Source organism: Cohnella lupini (assembly GCF_003386205.1).
Classification (GTDB): domain Bacteria; phylum Bacillota; class Bacilli; order Paenibacillales; family Paenibacillaceae; genus Cohnella; species Cohnella lupini.
This window is the reverse complement of record NZ_QRDY01000004.1, coordinates 228,390-246,248: the sequence shown is the minus strand read 5'-3', so window position 1 is coordinate 246,248 and position 17,859 is coordinate 228,390. Positions and strand designations below refer to the sequence as shown.

Below are 17,859 nucleotides of genomic sequence, written 5' to 3'. Positions count from 1 at the left end.
TCGAATGGCATCGCTAACGATGAAAAAAAAGATAAAAGACTCGACGGGCGACAAAATCTTCATGTTTATTATTTATACGATACTGTGCCTTGTGCTTCTCGTCGTGCTCTATCCCTTAATTTATATTTTCAGCAGCTCGATCAGCAGTCCGGGGGCCGTCACGTCCGGCAAAGTATGGCTATGGCCGGTCGATCTTTCGTTCAAAGGCTACGAGGTGCTATTCAACAATCCTCAAGTCATGAAGGGTTATGGGAATTCCATCTTCTATACGGCGGCAGGAACCTTAATCAGCGTCGCTTTGACGATCATGATAGCTTATCCGTTATCGCGCAAAACCTTTTTCGGAAGAAAAGGTTTAATGATGCTTATCACCTTTACGCTTCTATTCAGCGGCGGATTGATTCCTACTTACATGGTTGTTAAGGAAGTAGGCATGATCGACACCAGATGGGCGCTTCTGATTCCGAACGCGATCTGGGTATGGCAAGTCATTATCGCCCGCTCCTTCTTCCAATCTTCGATTCCGGACGAATTGTTCGAAGCAAGCGAGATAGACGGCTGCACCGATCTCAAATTTCTGTGGAGCATCGTTATCCCGTTATCGATGCCGATTATCGCGGTATTGTTTCTGATGTATGCCGTCGGACAATGGAATGCGTACTTCGATGCGCTTATCTACCTCAAGTCGGACGATTTGTTTCCGCTGCAGCTCATTCTCCGAAGCATTATTATCCAGAACAACACCTCGGGAGCCATCAACGACGCGCTGAAGCTGGTCGAAAGACAGCAGCTATCCGAGCTTCTCAAGTACTCGCTGATCGTCGTCGCGACGTTGCCGGTACTCGTTATCTATCCGTTCGTCCAACGTTATTTCGTGCAGGGGATGATGGTCGGTTCCGTAAAAGGCTGATTATCGGTCCGCCGTCGATAGACGCGAAAACGAGAGGGGTGATCGGGATGTAGCGGGCCAAGGAAGCGAAACGATTTGCCATGCTTATTAAACGAAAAGGGAGCGATTAGAAAATGAAAAAGAGAATCGTAAGCTTATTGGCATTCATGCTGATGGCTAGCGTCGTGTTAGCCGCTTGCTCTAAAAATAACGATAGCGCGGGATCATCCTCCAGCGCGCCTGCTGCCGAATCGTCGGCACCTGCATCCGAACCCGCAAGCGACGCACCGCCCGTGGAAATTAAAGCATTCGCTCAACAGGAAGCTACGCAAGATTTGAGCACGAGCGAATTCTCTAAAGCCATGGAAGAAAAGTTTAACTTCAAATTTAAGTGGCAAGTTATCCCGGGCGATGGCGCCAAAGAAAAACGTCAAATCTCTTTAGCCAGCGGAGACTACCCGGACACCTATTTATTGACGAATTACGTCGACCAATTCTCGCAAGCCGACGTTATTAAATACGGACAGCAAGGCGTTATTATCCCGCTTAACGAATTGATCGATCAATACGCCCCGAATATTAAAGCGGCATTGGAAAAAGACGCGAGCTTTAAGTCGTTCGTTACGGCTCCGGACGGAAATATTTACGGACTTGTTGCTTACAGCCAATGTTACCACTGCTCTTACCCTAATAAAATGTGGATTAACACCAAGTGGTTGGATGCATTGAAACTAGAAATGCCGAAAACGACCGAAGAGTTCAAAAAAGTACTTCAAGCTTTCAAAAACGACGATCCGAATGGCAACAACAAAAAAGACGAAGTTCCGCTCAGCGGATCGAAAGAGGATTTCGGCGTACGGATTATTCCATACCTTATGAACGGGTTCGTCTATGACGATGACCGGAATTATCTCAACCTGACTAACGGAAAAGTCGAGACGGCAGCTACGAAGCAGGAATGGAAAGAAGGCTTAACTTACATTAAATCTTTATATGACGAAGGTCTTATCGATCCGGGCGCATTTACTCAAAACGCAGAAGCATTCAAGAAAATCGGCGAGAACGCGGATACGCAGATCCTTGGTGCCGGCGCGGGCATGCATCCGGCAATCTTCGTCAATATCGATCCGGGCAATACGCGGTCGGCCGATTACAACCCGGTACCGCCGCTCCAGGGTCCTCATGCCGCTTATGCAACGCACGATAGCGGAGGCATAAATCCTGGCGCTAAATTCGTTATTACGAATAAGGCCAGCAAAGAAGCCCAGATCGCCCTCATTAGAATGATTGATTATATCTTTACGCCCGATGGTCAAGTCCATGCGACTAACGGAACGGAAGGCGTAGGTTGGAGAAAACCGGAAGCCGGGGAAGAAGCGCTTGGTCAAGGAGTTACTCCGCTGTGGACAACGATTCCGAACAAAGAAGGCGTTGCTCCTAACAACACCGGCTGGGGTGGCATGGGACATTATTACGAGCCTCGGGAATGGAGAGACGCTTGGGTTGCTTCGACGGATATTTACGACGCGGTAGGTTACGAACGCAGGCTGTACAATGCAACTCTGTTGTACGATGGCAAAGAACCCGAGGAATTGTTCCCGGCATGGGCGGTTTGGGTCGATCCTGCGGAAGCGGACGAGGCGAGCATCCTGCAAACGAACATCAAAAACTACATTGATCAATTCTCGCTTCAATTCGTAACCGGAAATAAGGATTTGAATAGGGATTGGGATTCTTACGTCAAAGGGTTGAAAGACTTGAACGTTGACCGTTATCTCGAAATCATGCAGAAGGCTTACGACGCGACTGCAAAATAATAAGTAAAAATCAGGTGCTTTATTGCGAAATAAAGCACCTGATTTTTGTAAATTTTCGGATAGAAGAACCCCGATCATCGCTTGGAGGTTTAAGGCGAATCGGTTTACCGGCATTGAATAAAGAACATGAGAGGTGATCCGGCAGAACTCTTAAGATACGAATGCCAAGCAGGGAGATAAAGATAACGTAGGCTTAATTCCTCACAAGCGCTCGATCTGGTAACTAGCTTTCTTAAACTCTTAATCATTAAAGGGGATGAATCATGTGGTAACGTCATTAAAAAAATTCAGGATCTTGTTACTAGCTATTATTATGATCGCCACGCAATTAGGAATCGTACTTCCGAATACGCCCGTTGCTCGGGCAGCGGATAACGGATTAGGGCAGAAGCCGTATATGGGCTGGAGCAGTTATAGCTTGCAGGTCTATGATTCCTTGAATGGCGGCAGCGGAAGCACGCGGATAACGGCCGACCAAATTAAGGCGCAATCGGATGCCATGCACGAGAAATTGCAAGCGCATGGATATGAATATATTAACATCGACGCCGGATGGAACGGAGGCATGGACGGATATGGTCGTCCCATACCGAGTACGACGCTATATCCTAACGGCTTTCAGGAAGTGATCGACTATGTTCATAACAATGGACAAAAAATCGGCATTTATGGCATTCCGGGTTTGTCGCCGCAAGCTTACGAAGACGATTTGCCGATTTACGGAACCTCCTATTCGATGAAGGACATTGCTTACCAACCGTTAACGAAGATCGACGCTTGGAACTTCGGGTATAAAATCGATTTCTCGAAACCCGGAGCTCAAGAGTACATCAATTCTATTGCAGACCTGTACGGCGAATGGGGAATTGATTTCCTCAAATACGACAGCGTAATGCCCGGCTCGGGCGTAAACGATCTTTCCCGCGATTCCCGCGACGACGTCAAGGCCTGGTCAAAGGCGCTTGCGCCGCATAACATCTGGTTTGAACTATCCTGGGCATTGGACATCAAGTATGCCGACTACTGGAAACAATACGCGAACGGCTGGCGCGTGGATTGGGATGTAGAATGTTATTGCGCGGAGTCTTTAACGAACTGGGGCAGCATTGCCCGACTGTTCCCGTTAGCGGAACAATGGTGGCGACATGCCGGTCCCGGAGGCTGGAACGACTTCGATTCTTTGAATGTCGGTAACGGAGCAATGGATGGCTTAACGAAAGACGAGCGTCAGACGGCCATGACTTTATGGTCTATTTCGTCGGCGCAATTGTACACGGGCAATGATCTGACTAACCTGGATAGCTATGGAATCGAGCTATTAACGAACGACGAGGTCATCGCCGTCAATCAAGCGGGGCGCCCGGCGCATCCCGTCTCGACCGAGTCCGATCAGCAGGTTTGGTATGCCAACAACGGGGACGGATCCTATACGGTAGCATTATTCAACCTTGGAAGCTCCGCCGCGACGGTTAACGTCAATTGGAGCGACATCGGCTTGAATGGTCCCGCGAGTGTTCGGGATCTGTACAGCCATACCAATCTTGGAACCTACGATTCCGGCTACAGTTCTATTAACTTAGCCTCGCATGGATCGCGATTATTCAAAGTAACGTCCCAGGGAGGCGAGGTCTCTCTTAATGATGACGATACCGGCATGAAGTATACGGGCTCCTGGAAAAGAAACGATGGAAAGGAGCTTTCGGAAGCGCAGCAAAATTTATTAATCTCGATTAAGGATGCTTCGGCGGAGAACAGCACGATCAGCCCGACAACCGGAAGCTTTAATAAAGAAGTTTCCGCCCAAGCCGATGTGACGACAACGATGACGCTTAACGGTAATGAATTAACGAGTATCGCGAACGGCGGAGCGATATTGGCTCTAGGTACCGACTACACGGTCTCGGGCAACGAGGTTACGATCAAGAAAGAATACCTCGCGAAACGATCCGTCGGAATCGCCTACCTAACCTTCTCGTTCAGTTCGGGGGCAACGCAAACCTTAGGCATAACGATAAGCGATACTACCCTGAAGGACAGCAAAGTTACTCCGTCCGCGATAAGCTTCGATCGGAAGGATGCGGCGCAGGCCGACGTAACGACGACATTGACATTGAACGGGAATGAATTGAGCGGCATAGCGCACGGAGAAACAACGTTGGTAGCGGGCACGGACTATACGGCGTCGGGTAATACGGTAACCGTAAAAAAAGAATACCTAGCCTCCTTGCCGCTAGGAACAACGAACCTGATCTTCTCCTTCGATGCGGGAGCCGCACAGAACGTAGCCTTGATCGTTAAAGATTCGTCCGTCGGCGGGTTCATTACCCTAAACGATGACGACGACTCCATCGTATACAACGGCACATGGAACCAAAGCACGAATAGGGGATACGGGGATTACAAGGACGATGTCCACTGGACGGAAACCAAGGATAATTACTTTGAATACACGTTTACGGGAACGGGAATCGAATTGATTACGGAAATGGATCCCTCCCAAGGCGCTATGGATATTTACGTAGACAACGAGTTCAAGCAGACCGTAAGCACTTATAATTTAGGACGATTGGGCCAGCAAACCGTGTATAACATTACCGGATTGCCGAACGGAGCTCATACTTTGAAGGCCGTTATGAAATCGGGTTACTTTATGCTACTCGACAAATTGACGGTCACCCTGCCGGATCGGATCGCTCCGGCTACGGCGAGCTTCGATAAGTCGGTACAAGCGGCGGTTTACACGACGATCAATGACGGAAGCAGCTTGGACAGCATCGCGAATGGCGGGTCATTGCTTACGGAGGGAACCGACTATACGGTTTCGGGCAACGTGGTAACCATCAAGAAGGAATATCTCGCAGCCGCTCCGATAGGAACGACTAATCTTACGTTCACCTTTGATGGAGGAGCTGCGCAGATTTTTGCCATCGCGGTGAGTAGCTCCGGAGCAGAGTACAGCAAGGTATCGATTAACGATAACGATCCTAGCATTTCGTACTCGGGCAATTGGGGATATAGTACGGGCAGGGGACTTGGGGATTATCAGGATGACGTCCATTACACCGAGACCAACGACGCTTACTTCGAATATGCCTTTACGGGAACGGGAATCGATCTGATCACGGAAAAGGACTCCTCGCAGGGCGACATTGATATCTATGTGGACAACGAATTCAAACAGACGGTAAGTACTTATAACGACAACAGATTGGTGCAGCAAGCCGTGTATAGCATTTCGGGGCTTTCCAACGGTCCGCACACGATCAAAGCCGTGAAAAAATCGGGATCTTATATGCTGCTTGATAATTTCAGCGTCAGCGTGCCTGTCGTGGTTAACCCTGGACCTAAGGCATCCATCAATGATAGCGATCCCGGCATTACGTACTCGGGTTCGTGGGGACATAGTACGGGCAGGGGACTCGGGGATTATCAGGATGACGTTCATTACACCGAGGCGAACGACGCTTACTTCGAATATTCCTTCAAGGGAACCGGGATCGACTACATTACGGAAAAGCATTCCTCGCAGGGCGACGTCGATATCTATTTGGATAACGAGTTCAGACAAACGGTGAGTACTTATAGCGACGGCAGATCCGTCCAACAAACCGTATACAGCATTACTGGATTGTCCGATGAAGTGCATACGTTCAAAGCCGTGAAGAAATCGGGATCTTATATGCTGTTAGATAAATTGAGCGTGAGCGTAACGGTTGGAATCAGCCCATCGACGGGAAGCTTTGATAAGTATGCATCCGCACAGGCCGATGTCGGTACAACCATGACGCTTAATGGAGACGCTCTAAGCGGTATATCGCTAAGCGGAACTCCATTGACGTTAGATACCGACTATACCGTTTCCGGCAATGAAGTAACCATCAAGAAAGAATATCTAGCTACCAGGCCGGTTGGTGTAACCAGCCTGACATTCTCCTTCGGTTCGGGAGCCGTACAGACCTTCATCGTCACTATTAGCGATTCGTCGCCGCAGAACAGCGCGATCAGCCCATCCGCGGTCAGCTTCGACCAGAAAGCATCGGCTCAGGCAGACGTATCGACGACAATATCGTTCAACGGAAACGAACTGAACGGCATCGCGAACGGCGCAACCGCATTGGCGCAAGGTATCGATTATACGGTATCAGGCAACCAAGTATCCATTAAGAAGGATTATCTTGCGGCTCTTCCGACGGGAATAACCAACTTGACGTTGACGTTCAGCGAAGGAGCGACGCAGAATCTTGCCGTTATCGTTAGCGACACATCCAGAGGCAGGTATGTATGGGTCAACGACGACGATACCCGAATTACTTATCAAGGCGCCTGGTCGCATAATAGAAATAGGGGAGTCGGGGATTACAAGGATGACGTGCACTACACGGAGACCGACAACGCCTCTTTCGAGTTTAAATTCAAGGGAACGGGAATTGAGGTCGTCACCGAAAAAGATCCTTCCCATGGAGATATGGACATCTACGTGGATAACGAGTTCAAACAAACCATCAGTACGTACAACGTCAGCAAACAGGCACTGCAAACGGTATACAACATTACCGGATTGCCTTATGGCGAGCATACCCTCAAGGCCGTGAAGAAATCGGGCTATTACATGCTGCTGGATCAACTGAAATTTAAGGTAGAGGATTTGATTGGCCCGGATACGGCGAGCTTTGACAAGAACGCGAAGACTGACGTAAAAACAACGCTGAATATCGACGGTAGCAACTTACTAGGCATAACCAACGGTGAAACCGCGTTGGAATTAGGCAAGGATTACAAGCTGAAGGGCAATCAGGTCACGATCAAGAAGCAATATCTTGCGACCCGGCCGGTAGGAACATCTACGCTGACTTTCTCCTTCCGAGGGGATTACCGGAACGACGTGCATTACACGGAAACGAACAACGATTATTTCGAATACACGTTTAAGGGCACCGGGATCAAATTTATATCGGCAAAAGGTCCTTTACAAGGCAAAGTGGATGTCTACGTGGATAACAAGTATAAGAAAACGGTAAATACCCATCATTCCTCTAGATTGGTCGAACAAACCTTATATGGTATTTCCGGGCTGGAGAATGGCACTCATACGATCAAGGTCGTGAAAAAATCGGGAGACTACATGATTGCGGATAAGTTGAGTTTTACCGTGCCGTCTCAGACGATCGTGAACGATTCGAATGCTGCCATCAAATATTCCAGCGGCTGGACGCACAGCACGAACCGGGGGCTGGGGGATTACCAGGACGACGTCCATTCCCATAACGCCGCTCCGTTTAATCCGCCGTACTTCCAGTATAAATTCACCGGAACGGGTATCGAGATCATCACGGAGAAAAACGCTTTGCAAGGCGAATTCAATGTTTACGTGGACGGCGTCTTTAAGTCCACCGTAAATACGTATAGTCCGACGCTGCAAGTCCAGCAGACGGTGTATAGCATCCAAGGGCTCTCGCCGGGGACGCATACGATCAAAGTGCTTAAAAAATCCGGACTAAAGATGACGTTGGATTCGCTCAGGGTCACTCACTAAATCATATTGAACGCGATGGAGCCCTTCCCGTTTAAGGGAGGGCTCTTCATCGGACTTACGGGTTTTAAAGGCAAGACCATCATAGAGAAAAGAGGAATTGCAGCCATGACCATGACGACAGAAAGCATTCTCGGGCAAGCTCGCAAACACGCGATCCGATATGACCGTCCGGCAGCTACCTTTTTCGAAGGAGCACTATTGGGCAATGGGGGAATGGGGGCGGTCGTGACGACCCGGCCCGACGCCGTCGTCATTCATTTCGGACATAACAACGTGTGGGATATTCGAATCGCCGAGTTGCATCAGGATAAGATCGGAACCTTCGAGGACTTATTCGCAAGGTTAAGAGAAATTCCCTCTAGTTATTCCTCGCTAAGCGAAGAGCCTTGGTACAAGGAATACGTGGCCATGACCAGCGAAAATTACGCCTTCCCGTATCCCCGTCCGATGCCATGCGGCTCTTTGCTGCTCGGTTTCGATCGGCGGACGACGGAGGTGCTCGGACATAGATTGGGGTTGGATAACGGGCTCTGCGAGATCGATTTCAAGTCGGGGGAACGCTCCGTTACTTTGCTCGTGTTCGCGGATCAGGAGCATGACCGACTGTGGGCGACTCTTCGCCATACCGAAGGGGGGGCGTCCGCGGATAATATTTTCAACAGGGCGAGAATCATCCCCGATCCGCAAACGCCGCATGAGCTACCCAAATACGCTTCGTCGACCAACGTTGGCGCTCGGCAGCTTTCATTTCGCCAATCGCTTCCTTTCGATCTTAAGGTAGAAGGAGAGACGGGGGATCGGACCAAGGACAAGGCTTTCGGTTTAACGGTCTCTCTTTCCGTGGATGTATCCTTTCAAGAAAGCCCTAACGATTTGGAAGCCAAGCTAGCCGGAGGAAAAGATTTTACGCTTCTCGTTGAACTGGAGGAGGGCTTGGATGCGGAAGTTCCGCTTGTGGGGCGGAGCATCGGCGAGCCGGACCGGAAGACTTTCGATGCCGCTTTCGCTTCATCCAGTAAAGTCTGGGAAAGCTATTGGTCCCGCTCGGGCGTTTCCCTAGAGGATGAATTTCTGGAGCGGGTATGGTACCGCAATCTCTATTTCTTTCAATGCTCCGTGAAGCCCGACGCGACGTGTCCGGGTATATTCGCCAATTGGAGCTACGGCAAGATCGGTTCGGAATGGCATGGGGACTACCATATGAACTACAATACGCAGCAGCCTTTCTGGCTTGCGTTCTCAAGCAACCACGTAGAGAAACATCTGGCATACGTGAACATGGTCGATCACGTTCTTCCCGTCAGCCGTAAGTGGGCGCGGGAGTATTATGGCTTGCGCGGTGCTTATTACCCGCATTCCGCCTACCCCGTGGAGATGAACATGATGCCTTATCCCGTTCCGCATTGGGGCTGGGAAGTTTGCGAGACGCCGTGGACGGTGCAAAGCCTATGGTGGCATTATATCTACACGATGGACAGGACGTTCCTGGAGACTCGCGCCTTTACGCCGATTAAGGAAGCGGTGCTGTTCATGGTCGATTACATGAAGAGGCCGGATGCGAGCGGGGAGGCTTGGGGAGACGATCGCTATCATATCTATCCGACGGTCGTTCCGGAGCTATACGAGCTTACTCCCGGTTTCAAGAAGAATAGCGATTGCATCGTAGACCTGACTTTGACGAAATTTCTGTTCCGCGCCTTCGCGCAAGCTTGCGAAGATCTCGGACGTAGCGGCGAGGAAGCGGAGCTTCTCGCGGAAGCGGAGGAGATTCTCGGGAAATTCCCGGAATATCCGACGGCCGAGTCGCAACGGGGGACCGTATTCGTGTCCGTCCCGGGCGAAGACCCTGAAGTGATCTATAACGTGCCGAATGGCATTTCAACCGTATTCCCGGGGGAAGACCACGGCCTGCACTCCTCGCCGGAGGAATATCGCATCGCGGTTAATTCTTATCTTAATCATCGCAACGAGGGCGGGAACGAGCTCGTATTCCTGAATCTGGCGGGAGCTCGGCTCGGCAAGCTGGATTTGGAACGGTTCAAGCGCCAGATCGAGTATTGCATGCTTCCCAACGGAACTTGCACCGATAAATTGCTGGAATCCGGGGGGCGTTATTCGGATACGACCTCGTTCGATTATATGGCTCCGATGGGCATATGGTTCGAGAATTTCGCCCTGCCCGCCGTCGTCAACGAATGCCTCATGCAAAGCTATAACGGAATCATTCGCCTCTTCCCTAACTGGCCGCTCGACAAGCGCGCCGAATTCAGCACGCTTCGGGCGGTCGGCGGGTTCCTGGTCAGCGCCGCAGCCGACGAAGGATCCGTGCAAGGGATTGAAATCTATAGCGAAGCCGGCTCGCGGCTCCGGGTGTATAACCCATGGGGCAAAGCGAGATGCATCCGGAGCCGAGGGGAGGAGACGCTGAAAGGGGACGTATTGGTGTTGGATACGGATAGAGGAGAGAGAATCCAGCTGATACCTTATTAGGAGTTGAATGATGTGAAGTCGAGATTAAGCAAGCTACGCATCGGTCTGTTATTGTTCGTTATGGTCGCCGCGCAATTAGGAATCGTAGCTCCGAATACGCCCGTCGCGCAAGCGGCGGATAACGGATTGGCGCTTAAGCCGTTAATGGGTTGGAGCAGCTTCAGCATGCAAGTGTATACCGGCGTTAATACTATTATTTCCGCTGCTTCTATTAAAGCGCAGTCCGACGCGATGGAAGCGACGCTGCAACCCTACGGTTACGAGTATATTAATATCGATGCCGGATGGAACGGAAGCATGGATGGATACGGACGACCTATCCCAAGCACGACGTTATACCCTAACGGGTTTCAAGAAGTGATTGATTACGTGCACAACAATGGTCAGAAAATCGGAATTTACGGCATTCCCGGAATGTCGAAGGAAGCGTACGATAATGACTTGCCGATCTATGGAGCCCCTGGTTGTTCCATGCAGGATATAGCGGCTCTACCGTTGCGGACGGGCGATTATTGGGACATCGGTTACAAGATCGATTTCAATCAGCCTTGCGCGCAAAGCTATATTGACTCTATCGCGGATTTGTATGGGAGTTGGGGAATCGATTTTCTGAAGTTCGACAGCGTGACGCCGGGTTCGGGACATAACGATACTTCCATCGACGCGAGGGGTGACGTCAAAGCTTGGGCGGAAGCATTGGCACCGTACGGAATATGGCTAGAGCTTTCTTGGGCGCTGGACATGAACTACATCGACTACTGGAAGCAATACTCGAACGGTTGGCGCGTCGATTGGGACATAGAGTGTTATTGCGGAAGCGGGGGCCTTACGACGTGGGCGAACATCGCCCGTACCTTTCCTAAAGCGGAGCAATGGTGGAGGCACGGAAGTCCGGGAGGCTGGAACGACTTCGATTCCTTGAATGTCGGCAATGGCGCCATGGACGGACTGACGCAAGACGAGCGCCGGACGGCCATGACCCTGTGGGCGATGTCGTCGGCACAGTTTTACATTGGAAACGATATGACGAACCTGGATGCCTTCGGAATCGGCTTGCTAACGAACAAAGAGGTCATCGCGGTGAATCAGGCGGGTCGTCCGGCTCATCCGGTATCCACGGCAACCAATCAGCAGGCATGGTACGCCAACAATGGCGACGGAAGCTATACGGTGGCGCTCGTCAATCTCGGAAACTCGGCGGCGACGGTATCCGTCAACTGGAGCGATATCGGACTTAGCGGGTCGGCAACCGTTCGCGATTTATGGACGCATACGGATCTTGGAAGCTTCAACACGGGATATAGCTCGGTCAATTTGGCGCCGCATGCATCGAGATTGTTTAAAGTAGTTTCCCAGGGTGGATCGAATGCGGTGAATAACGACGATACGGGCATCAAGTACGTCGGAGCATGGCAACGCAGCTATAATCGGGGCTTTGGGGATTTCCAGAACGACGTTCATTTCACTCAAACGAATAACGATTATTTCGAGTATACTTTTAACGGCACGGGTATCGATTTGATAACGGAAAAGGACTCTTCGCAGGGCAACATCGACGTTTACGTCGACGGCGTTTTCAAGCAAACGGTGAGTACGTATAACGCTACGCGACAGGTACAGCAGAAGGTTTACGGAATTACCGGCTTGTCTAACGGTCCGCATACGATTAAAGCCGTTAAGAAAACGGGTACGTATATGCTGCTCGACAAGCTAAGCTTCAACGTGGCTTCTCCGATTCAAATCAACGACGCCGACGCCGGATTCACGTATAACGGCAGTTGGACGCATAGCACCGCAAGAGGTTTCGGCGATTACAAGGACGACGTGCATTATACTTCTACTAATAACGACTATGTCCAATATACCTTCACCGGAACGGGAGTCGAATTGATCACGGAGAAGGAAGCCGGCCAAGGAAATATCGATATCTACGTGGACAACGTGTTCAAGGAAACAGTCAACACGTACAACGCCACTCGGCTGGCCCAGCAGACAGTGTACAAGATTTCGGGATTAACGCCTGGATCCCACACGATCAAAGCCGTCAAGAAAACGGGCACGTATATGCTACTCGACAAGCTGAACGTCTCGAGCACGAAGAAACAGTATAATAACACCGATCCGGGGATCACGTACAGCGGAACCTGGTCGCTTAACGGTAACCGCGGCTTCGGGGACTACAACAACGACGTTCATTTCAGCCAGACGAACAACGATTACTTCCAATTCGCTTTCAGCGGCACGGGAGTCGAAGTTATTACGGAGAAGGAAGCCGGACAGGGCGATATCGACATTTACATCGACAACGTGTTCCAGCAGACGGTCAGCACTTATAACGCGACTAGATTAACGAATCAAGTGGTCTTCGCCATTACCGGGTTAACCAATGGAAACCATACGGTTAAAGGCGTTAAAAAGACGGGAACGTTTATGCTGCTGGATTCGTTGCGGGTTACTCCATAACGCCTGATAGCCCATATTGAAATTCGGACCCTCCCGATAATTCGGGAGGGTTTGTTCGTCCGATTGCGAATAAGTTAAACAGAGAAGCAGAAAGGGTGGTTTGGATGTCTAGAGATAGCTTTCGTTACCGTAGAAGTTTACCCCGTTGCGTTCAGAAGCTTAACGGGAAAGAACCGGTCGTCATCGCTTTTCTGGGAGGCTCCATTACGGAAGGCGCGGGAGCGTCCGATGCGGATCTTACAAGCTGGCGGGCTCTGACCGGCCGATATCTGATGGAGAAATACGGAGAGAAAAGAGTGACTTGCATCAACGCGGGAGTCGGCGGCACGACCTCGACCTTCGGGGCGCACAGACTGCGGGAGCATGTTCTCTCTTACGGCGAGATAGACTTGCTGTTCGTGGAATTCAGCGTGAACGACGGAGAAGATCGCGAAGAATCCATCAGAGGGATGGAGGGGATCGTCAGGCAATGCTTGAGGGAGTCACCGCGAACGGATATCGTGTTCGTCTATACCGCCGCCGATAAGAATTTGACGGACGGGTTGCCGTTTAATATCGCGGTGCACGAGGAAGTAGCTACCCGATACGATATTCCGTCGGTAAACCTCGCCGCGGAAATCCGATCTCTGATCCAATCGGGTCAAACGAAGTGGGAGGACCTCGCGAACGATCGGGTTCACCCGAACGACGACGGTTACGCCGTCTATGCTTCGTTCGTCAGGGATTTTCTCGAGTCGGCCTTAAGCTCGCCGTCCAGGCAAGCGGACGGTCAAACGTCCGAGGAATTACCGCCCGCGCTCATCGAGGGGAACTACGAAGACGCGACGATGCTCGATTTCCGCGCTGCGGAGCATTCGGACGGATTCGTACTTAAATTAGCGGAGCCGGGACCGATGATGAATTGGCGTTACGGAATCGAGCATCTGCACGCGGAAGATCCCGGCGCAACGTTGACCTTCCCCGTTACCGGGAAAGGCGCTGGATTGTTGCTGCTGCATGGACCGGATAGCGGGATATTCGAGTACTCCCTGGACGGGACGGAATTTCATGAGGTTAACTTGTTCGACGAGTGGTGCTTGATCGCGTATCGTCCGATTATCGCTACGTTTCCGAGCTTACTCGAACGGAATGACGCGCGGATTACAATTCGCCATACGGGACGCAAGGATGCTCGAAGCAAAGGAGCGGACATCCGCATTCTAAGATTCTTGAATCACTAGTCCCTGCCGCGAGAATTTGCACTTGACTATGTTAAGCGGGTCATTTATACCATAAAGTGTAGGGAAAGCGTTTTCGTTTGCGTCATGCTTCAAGTTTCTTATCGTGCCTTAATCATCTTGAATCGAAAGGAATGTTATGAAATGCCTTTAGTCGATATGCCGTTAGAGAAATTGAAAGAGTATCAAGGGATTAATCCGCGCCCAGCCGATTTCGATGCATACTGGGATCGGGCGATCGCCGAATTGCGCGCGGTGGACGCTCAAGTCGAGCTCGTGCCGAGCGCGTTCCAGACTCCCCAAGCCGAATGCTTCGACCTTTATTTCACCGGCGTTCGCGGAGCTCGCATTCATGCGAAATATTTGCGTCCCAAGAACGTGCCTGGCCCTCATCCGGCCGTCGTTCAATTCCACGGCTATTCGAGCAACGCAGGAGATTGGACGGATAAGCTCGCTTACGTTTCATTAGGTTTTTCCGTGCTTTCCATGGATGCTCGCGGACAAGGTGGTAAATCCGAGGACGTCGGAGGAGTGAAAGGGACAACGCTCAACGGACATATTATCCGAGGGCTGGACGATCATCCCGATAATCTGCTTTTCCGTCATATTTACCTTGATACCGCGCAATTGGCGGGAATTGCTCTCGGCTTGCCGGAGGTCGACCCGGAACGCGTCTATGCGCTGGGCGGCTCTCAAGGGGGCGCGCTTACGATCGCATGCGCCGCTCTCGAGCCTAGAGTGAAGAAGCTTGCGCCGGTTTTCCCGTTTCTTTGCGATTATAAGCGAGTGTGGGAGATGGATTTGGCCAAGGACGCTTATCAGGAGCTTCGTAATTATTTCCGTCATTTCGACCCGCTGCACGAGCGCGAGGACGAGATTTTCGAGAAGCTCGGGTATATCGATTTGCAATATTTAGCTAACCGTATTCGCGGCGAAGTCTTGATGTTCGTCGGCCTCATGGATACGATCTGTCCTCCTTCCACCCAATTCGCGGCCTATAACAAGATTACCGCTCCGAAGCAACTCGCCGTCTATCCGGATTTCGGACACGAAGGCTTGCCGGGAAGCAGCGACCGGACGGTTCAATTTTTCCTGAAGGAATAACAAGTCTATTCATTAATCGGGAAAAGAACGAGGCAGGAGGCTGTATCCCATGTTGAAACTATTCGAATATAATTGGCAAGTACGCCAAGATTGGTTCGATTGGTGCGAATCCGCGACAGAGAAGGAGTTGCTGGAGAGACGCACGGGAGGTCCGGGCAGCATTCTCTATACGCTGTTTCACATCATCGATGTCGAGTACAGTTGGATAAGCGGATTGCAAGGAAAGCCGGAGCCGCAAGAGCCTCCTTTCGAGGACTATGCCAGCGTGCAGAAGCTAAGAGAATATTCCGCGCGTTGCCATGAGGAAATCGCTCCGTTTATCTACGCTTGGAATAGCAGCATGGAAAATCTTCTTTTAGAGGAAGAAAACGCAACGGAACAAGCGGAGAGCTTTAAATACGGGGAGATTATGCGACATGTTCTCGCCCACGAGATCCACCACATCGGCCAGATGTCCGTATGGTCGCGAGAAATCGGAAAACAGCCGATTACCGCGAACTTGATTCGTAGGGGATTGTTCGATAGTTAAGAAAAATGTTAGCGCACTTAAAACAGCGGTTGTCTAAGACTATTAAAGTCCTAGTCCACCGCTGTTTCATTTTAGTACAGTCTAATATAGCTTTCCGATGTGAATTTACCGTTCTCCCTGTCAGGTATTTAATCGCGATAAATGATAACATTAGAGTTATTAATCCTTGCGAGAAAGCTTGAGCTTAATCAAGGGTTATCATCCTTCATGCAAAGTAGGCTTACTTAGATGGCGCAATCGGAACAGACGCTTTACAAATTCGGCGAATCTCCTCTGTGGGAGCTTCAACGGACTTACTACGAAGAGCAAGGCATAAAAGCATGGCAGAGCGGAGAGGTTCCTCAATACATTACAAGCAACCCGATTATGGCCGTCGCCTATGCGGAAATCGTCTTCGGTATGCTTCAGGATAGGGCACGGGCCGGATTCAAGGCAGAGCCGGTAACGATCGTCGAGCTTGGGGCGGGATCTGGCAGACTGGCATTTCAGATCGTGAAGGAATTGCGCGAGCTTATGGAGTTCTCGGGATTGTCGCTGCCTCCGTTTCGTTACGTCATGACGGACCTAGCGGTTAGCAATATCGAATATTGGCAACGGAATTCCAGCTTGCGGCCATACGTGGAGCAGGGTGTGCTGGATTTCGGCGTGTTCGACGCCGTTAAGGATTCGGAGCTGCGATTGACGCAATCCGGTGACATCGTAAGAACGGGCGAATTAGGTCAGCCGGTGCTCGTTATCGCCAATTACGTATTCGATAGTCTCCCCCAGGAGCTGGTTTACGTGGAAGATAACAAGCTTTACGAGTGTTTGGTCGATCTGCAATTTCCGGAAGGAACGGGCGCCGGCCTAAGCGTTTCCGAAACGTTGGGGACCGTGACGTTGGACTATCACTATCGCCGGGCAACGGAACTCGAAAGCGAATCGTATCCTTATCGCGATGTAATGGAGCTCTATCAACGGCAACTGGAGGATTCCCATGTTCTCTTTCCCGAGAAGGGGATCGATTGCTTAGAGCGTCTCGGACGGTTGTCGCGGGAAGGATTCGTGCTGCTAACGGCCGATAAAGGCGATCATCGATTGGAAAATTGGGAATTCGCCGAGCCGCCGAAAATCATTCATCACGGAAGCTTTTCTTTGAACGCGAATTACCATGCCATGATCGTCTTCTTCGAGAGGAAAGGCGCGATTGCCTCCTTTGCCTCGCATCATCATAACAACTTAAACGTGGGCAGCATTCTTATGCTTCCTGATCCGGCAAGTTATGCCCATACGCGTATGGCGTACCGTCGGTTCGTGGAGCGATTCGGACCGGATGATTTTTTCAATCTGAAGCAATGGTTCGACGGACAGCTGCCGACGATGGATCTGCGGCAAATCTTGTCCATTTGGCGGTTGGGCGGCTACGATGCGGAGTGGTTCCTTCAAGCCGGCAATCGCATGTCGGAGCTATTCGGAAACGGCACCGAGGCCGAGATGTTGGATATTCGCAGCGGGATTAACCTCGTTTGGGATACCCATTACGCTATGGAAGACAGATACGAATTGGCTTTGGAATGCGGAAGGATATTGTACCAAATGGAGTGGTACGCGGATGCGTTGCTGTTCTTGGAGCGGTACGCGGTCGGGCAAACGTCCGAGATCAACGTCGATATCCTCTACACGATGGCCATATGTTCCTATGAAGTCGGAAGCGACGAAACGGGATATGCGCGAAAGGTATTAGCTAGGGAGCCCGAGCACGAAGGGGCTTTATCGCTCCTTGTGCTTCTCGAAGGGGAATCGTAAATGTAAGAGGTGGTTTGGCTGTCTCGCGGGTC

At 50.8% G+C, this 17,859-nt stretch carries 9 protein-coding genes; all 9 read left to right on the top strand.

Annotated features, from left to right (window positions below; all coding sequences use genetic code 11):
- Positions 1–4 precede the first annotated feature (4 nt).
- The 9 genes from DFP95_RS10060 to DFP95_RS10020 all read left to right on the top strand — a co-directional run bounded on the left by DFP95_RS10060 (position 5) and on the right by DFP95_RS10020 (position 17,827).
- Positions 5–910, top strand: coding sequence for a carbohydrate ABC transporter permease (locus DFP95_RS10060; protein ID WP_115992484.1), 906 nt, complete (start codon positions 5–7; stop codon positions 908–910).
- Between the two features lie 113 nt (positions 911–1,023).
- Entirely contained in the window at positions 1,024–2,706 is a 1,683-nt protein-coding gene (locus tag DFP95_RS10055; protein WP_115992483.1) for an extracellular solute-binding protein, read from the top strand.
- Positions 2,707–2,971: 265 nt separating this feature from the next.
- Positions 2,972–8,239 (top strand): X2-like carbohydrate binding domain-containing protein, encoded by a 5,268-nt coding sequence (locus DFP95_RS10050; protein ID WP_245987513.1) that lies wholly within the window; start codon positions 2,972–2,974, stop codon positions 8,237–8,239.
- 105 nt (positions 8,240–8,344) lie between these two features.
- Positions 8,345–10,729, top strand: a complete 2,385-nt coding sequence (locus DFP95_RS10045) for a glycosyl hydrolase family 95 catalytic domain-containing protein (RefSeq protein WP_181907342.1) — start codon at positions 8,345–8,347, stop codon at positions 10,727–10,729.
- Positions 10,730–10,741: 12 nt separating this feature from the next.
- Positions 10,742–13,192 carry a glycoside hydrolase family 27 protein gene (locus DFP95_RS10040; RefSeq protein ID WP_245987511.1) on the top strand — a complete coding sequence of 817 codons (2,451 nt, stop codon included), beginning with the start codon at positions 10,742–10,744 and terminating at the stop codon, positions 13,190–13,192.
- A gap of 104 nt (positions 13,193–13,296) precedes the next feature.
- Complete coding sequence (locus DFP95_RS10035; protein ID WP_115992480.1) at positions 13,297–14,412, top strand: SGNH/GDSL hydrolase family protein; 1,116 nt, start codon at positions 13,297–13,299, stop codon at positions 14,410–14,412.
- A gap of 141 nt (positions 14,413–14,553) precedes the next feature.
- Positions 14,554–15,513 carry an acetylxylan esterase gene (locus DFP95_RS10030; RefSeq protein ID WP_115992479.1) on the top strand — a complete coding sequence of 320 codons (960 nt, stop codon included), beginning with the start codon at positions 14,554–14,556 and terminating at the stop codon, positions 15,511–15,513.
- Between the two features lie 49 nt (positions 15,514–15,562).
- Positions 15,563–16,042: a DinB family protein gene (locus tag DFP95_RS10025; RefSeq protein ID WP_115992478.1), complete on the top strand. Its 480-nt coding sequence runs from the start codon at positions 15,563–15,565 to the stop codon at positions 16,040–16,042.
- 228 nt (positions 16,043–16,270) lie between these two features.
- On the top strand, positions 16,271–17,827 hold the full coding sequence (locus DFP95_RS10020; protein ID WP_115992477.1) for an SAM-dependent methyltransferase: 1,557 nt from the start codon (positions 16,271–16,273) through the stop codon (positions 17,825–17,827).
- The last annotated feature ends 32 nt before the right edge of the window (positions 17,828–17,859 follow it).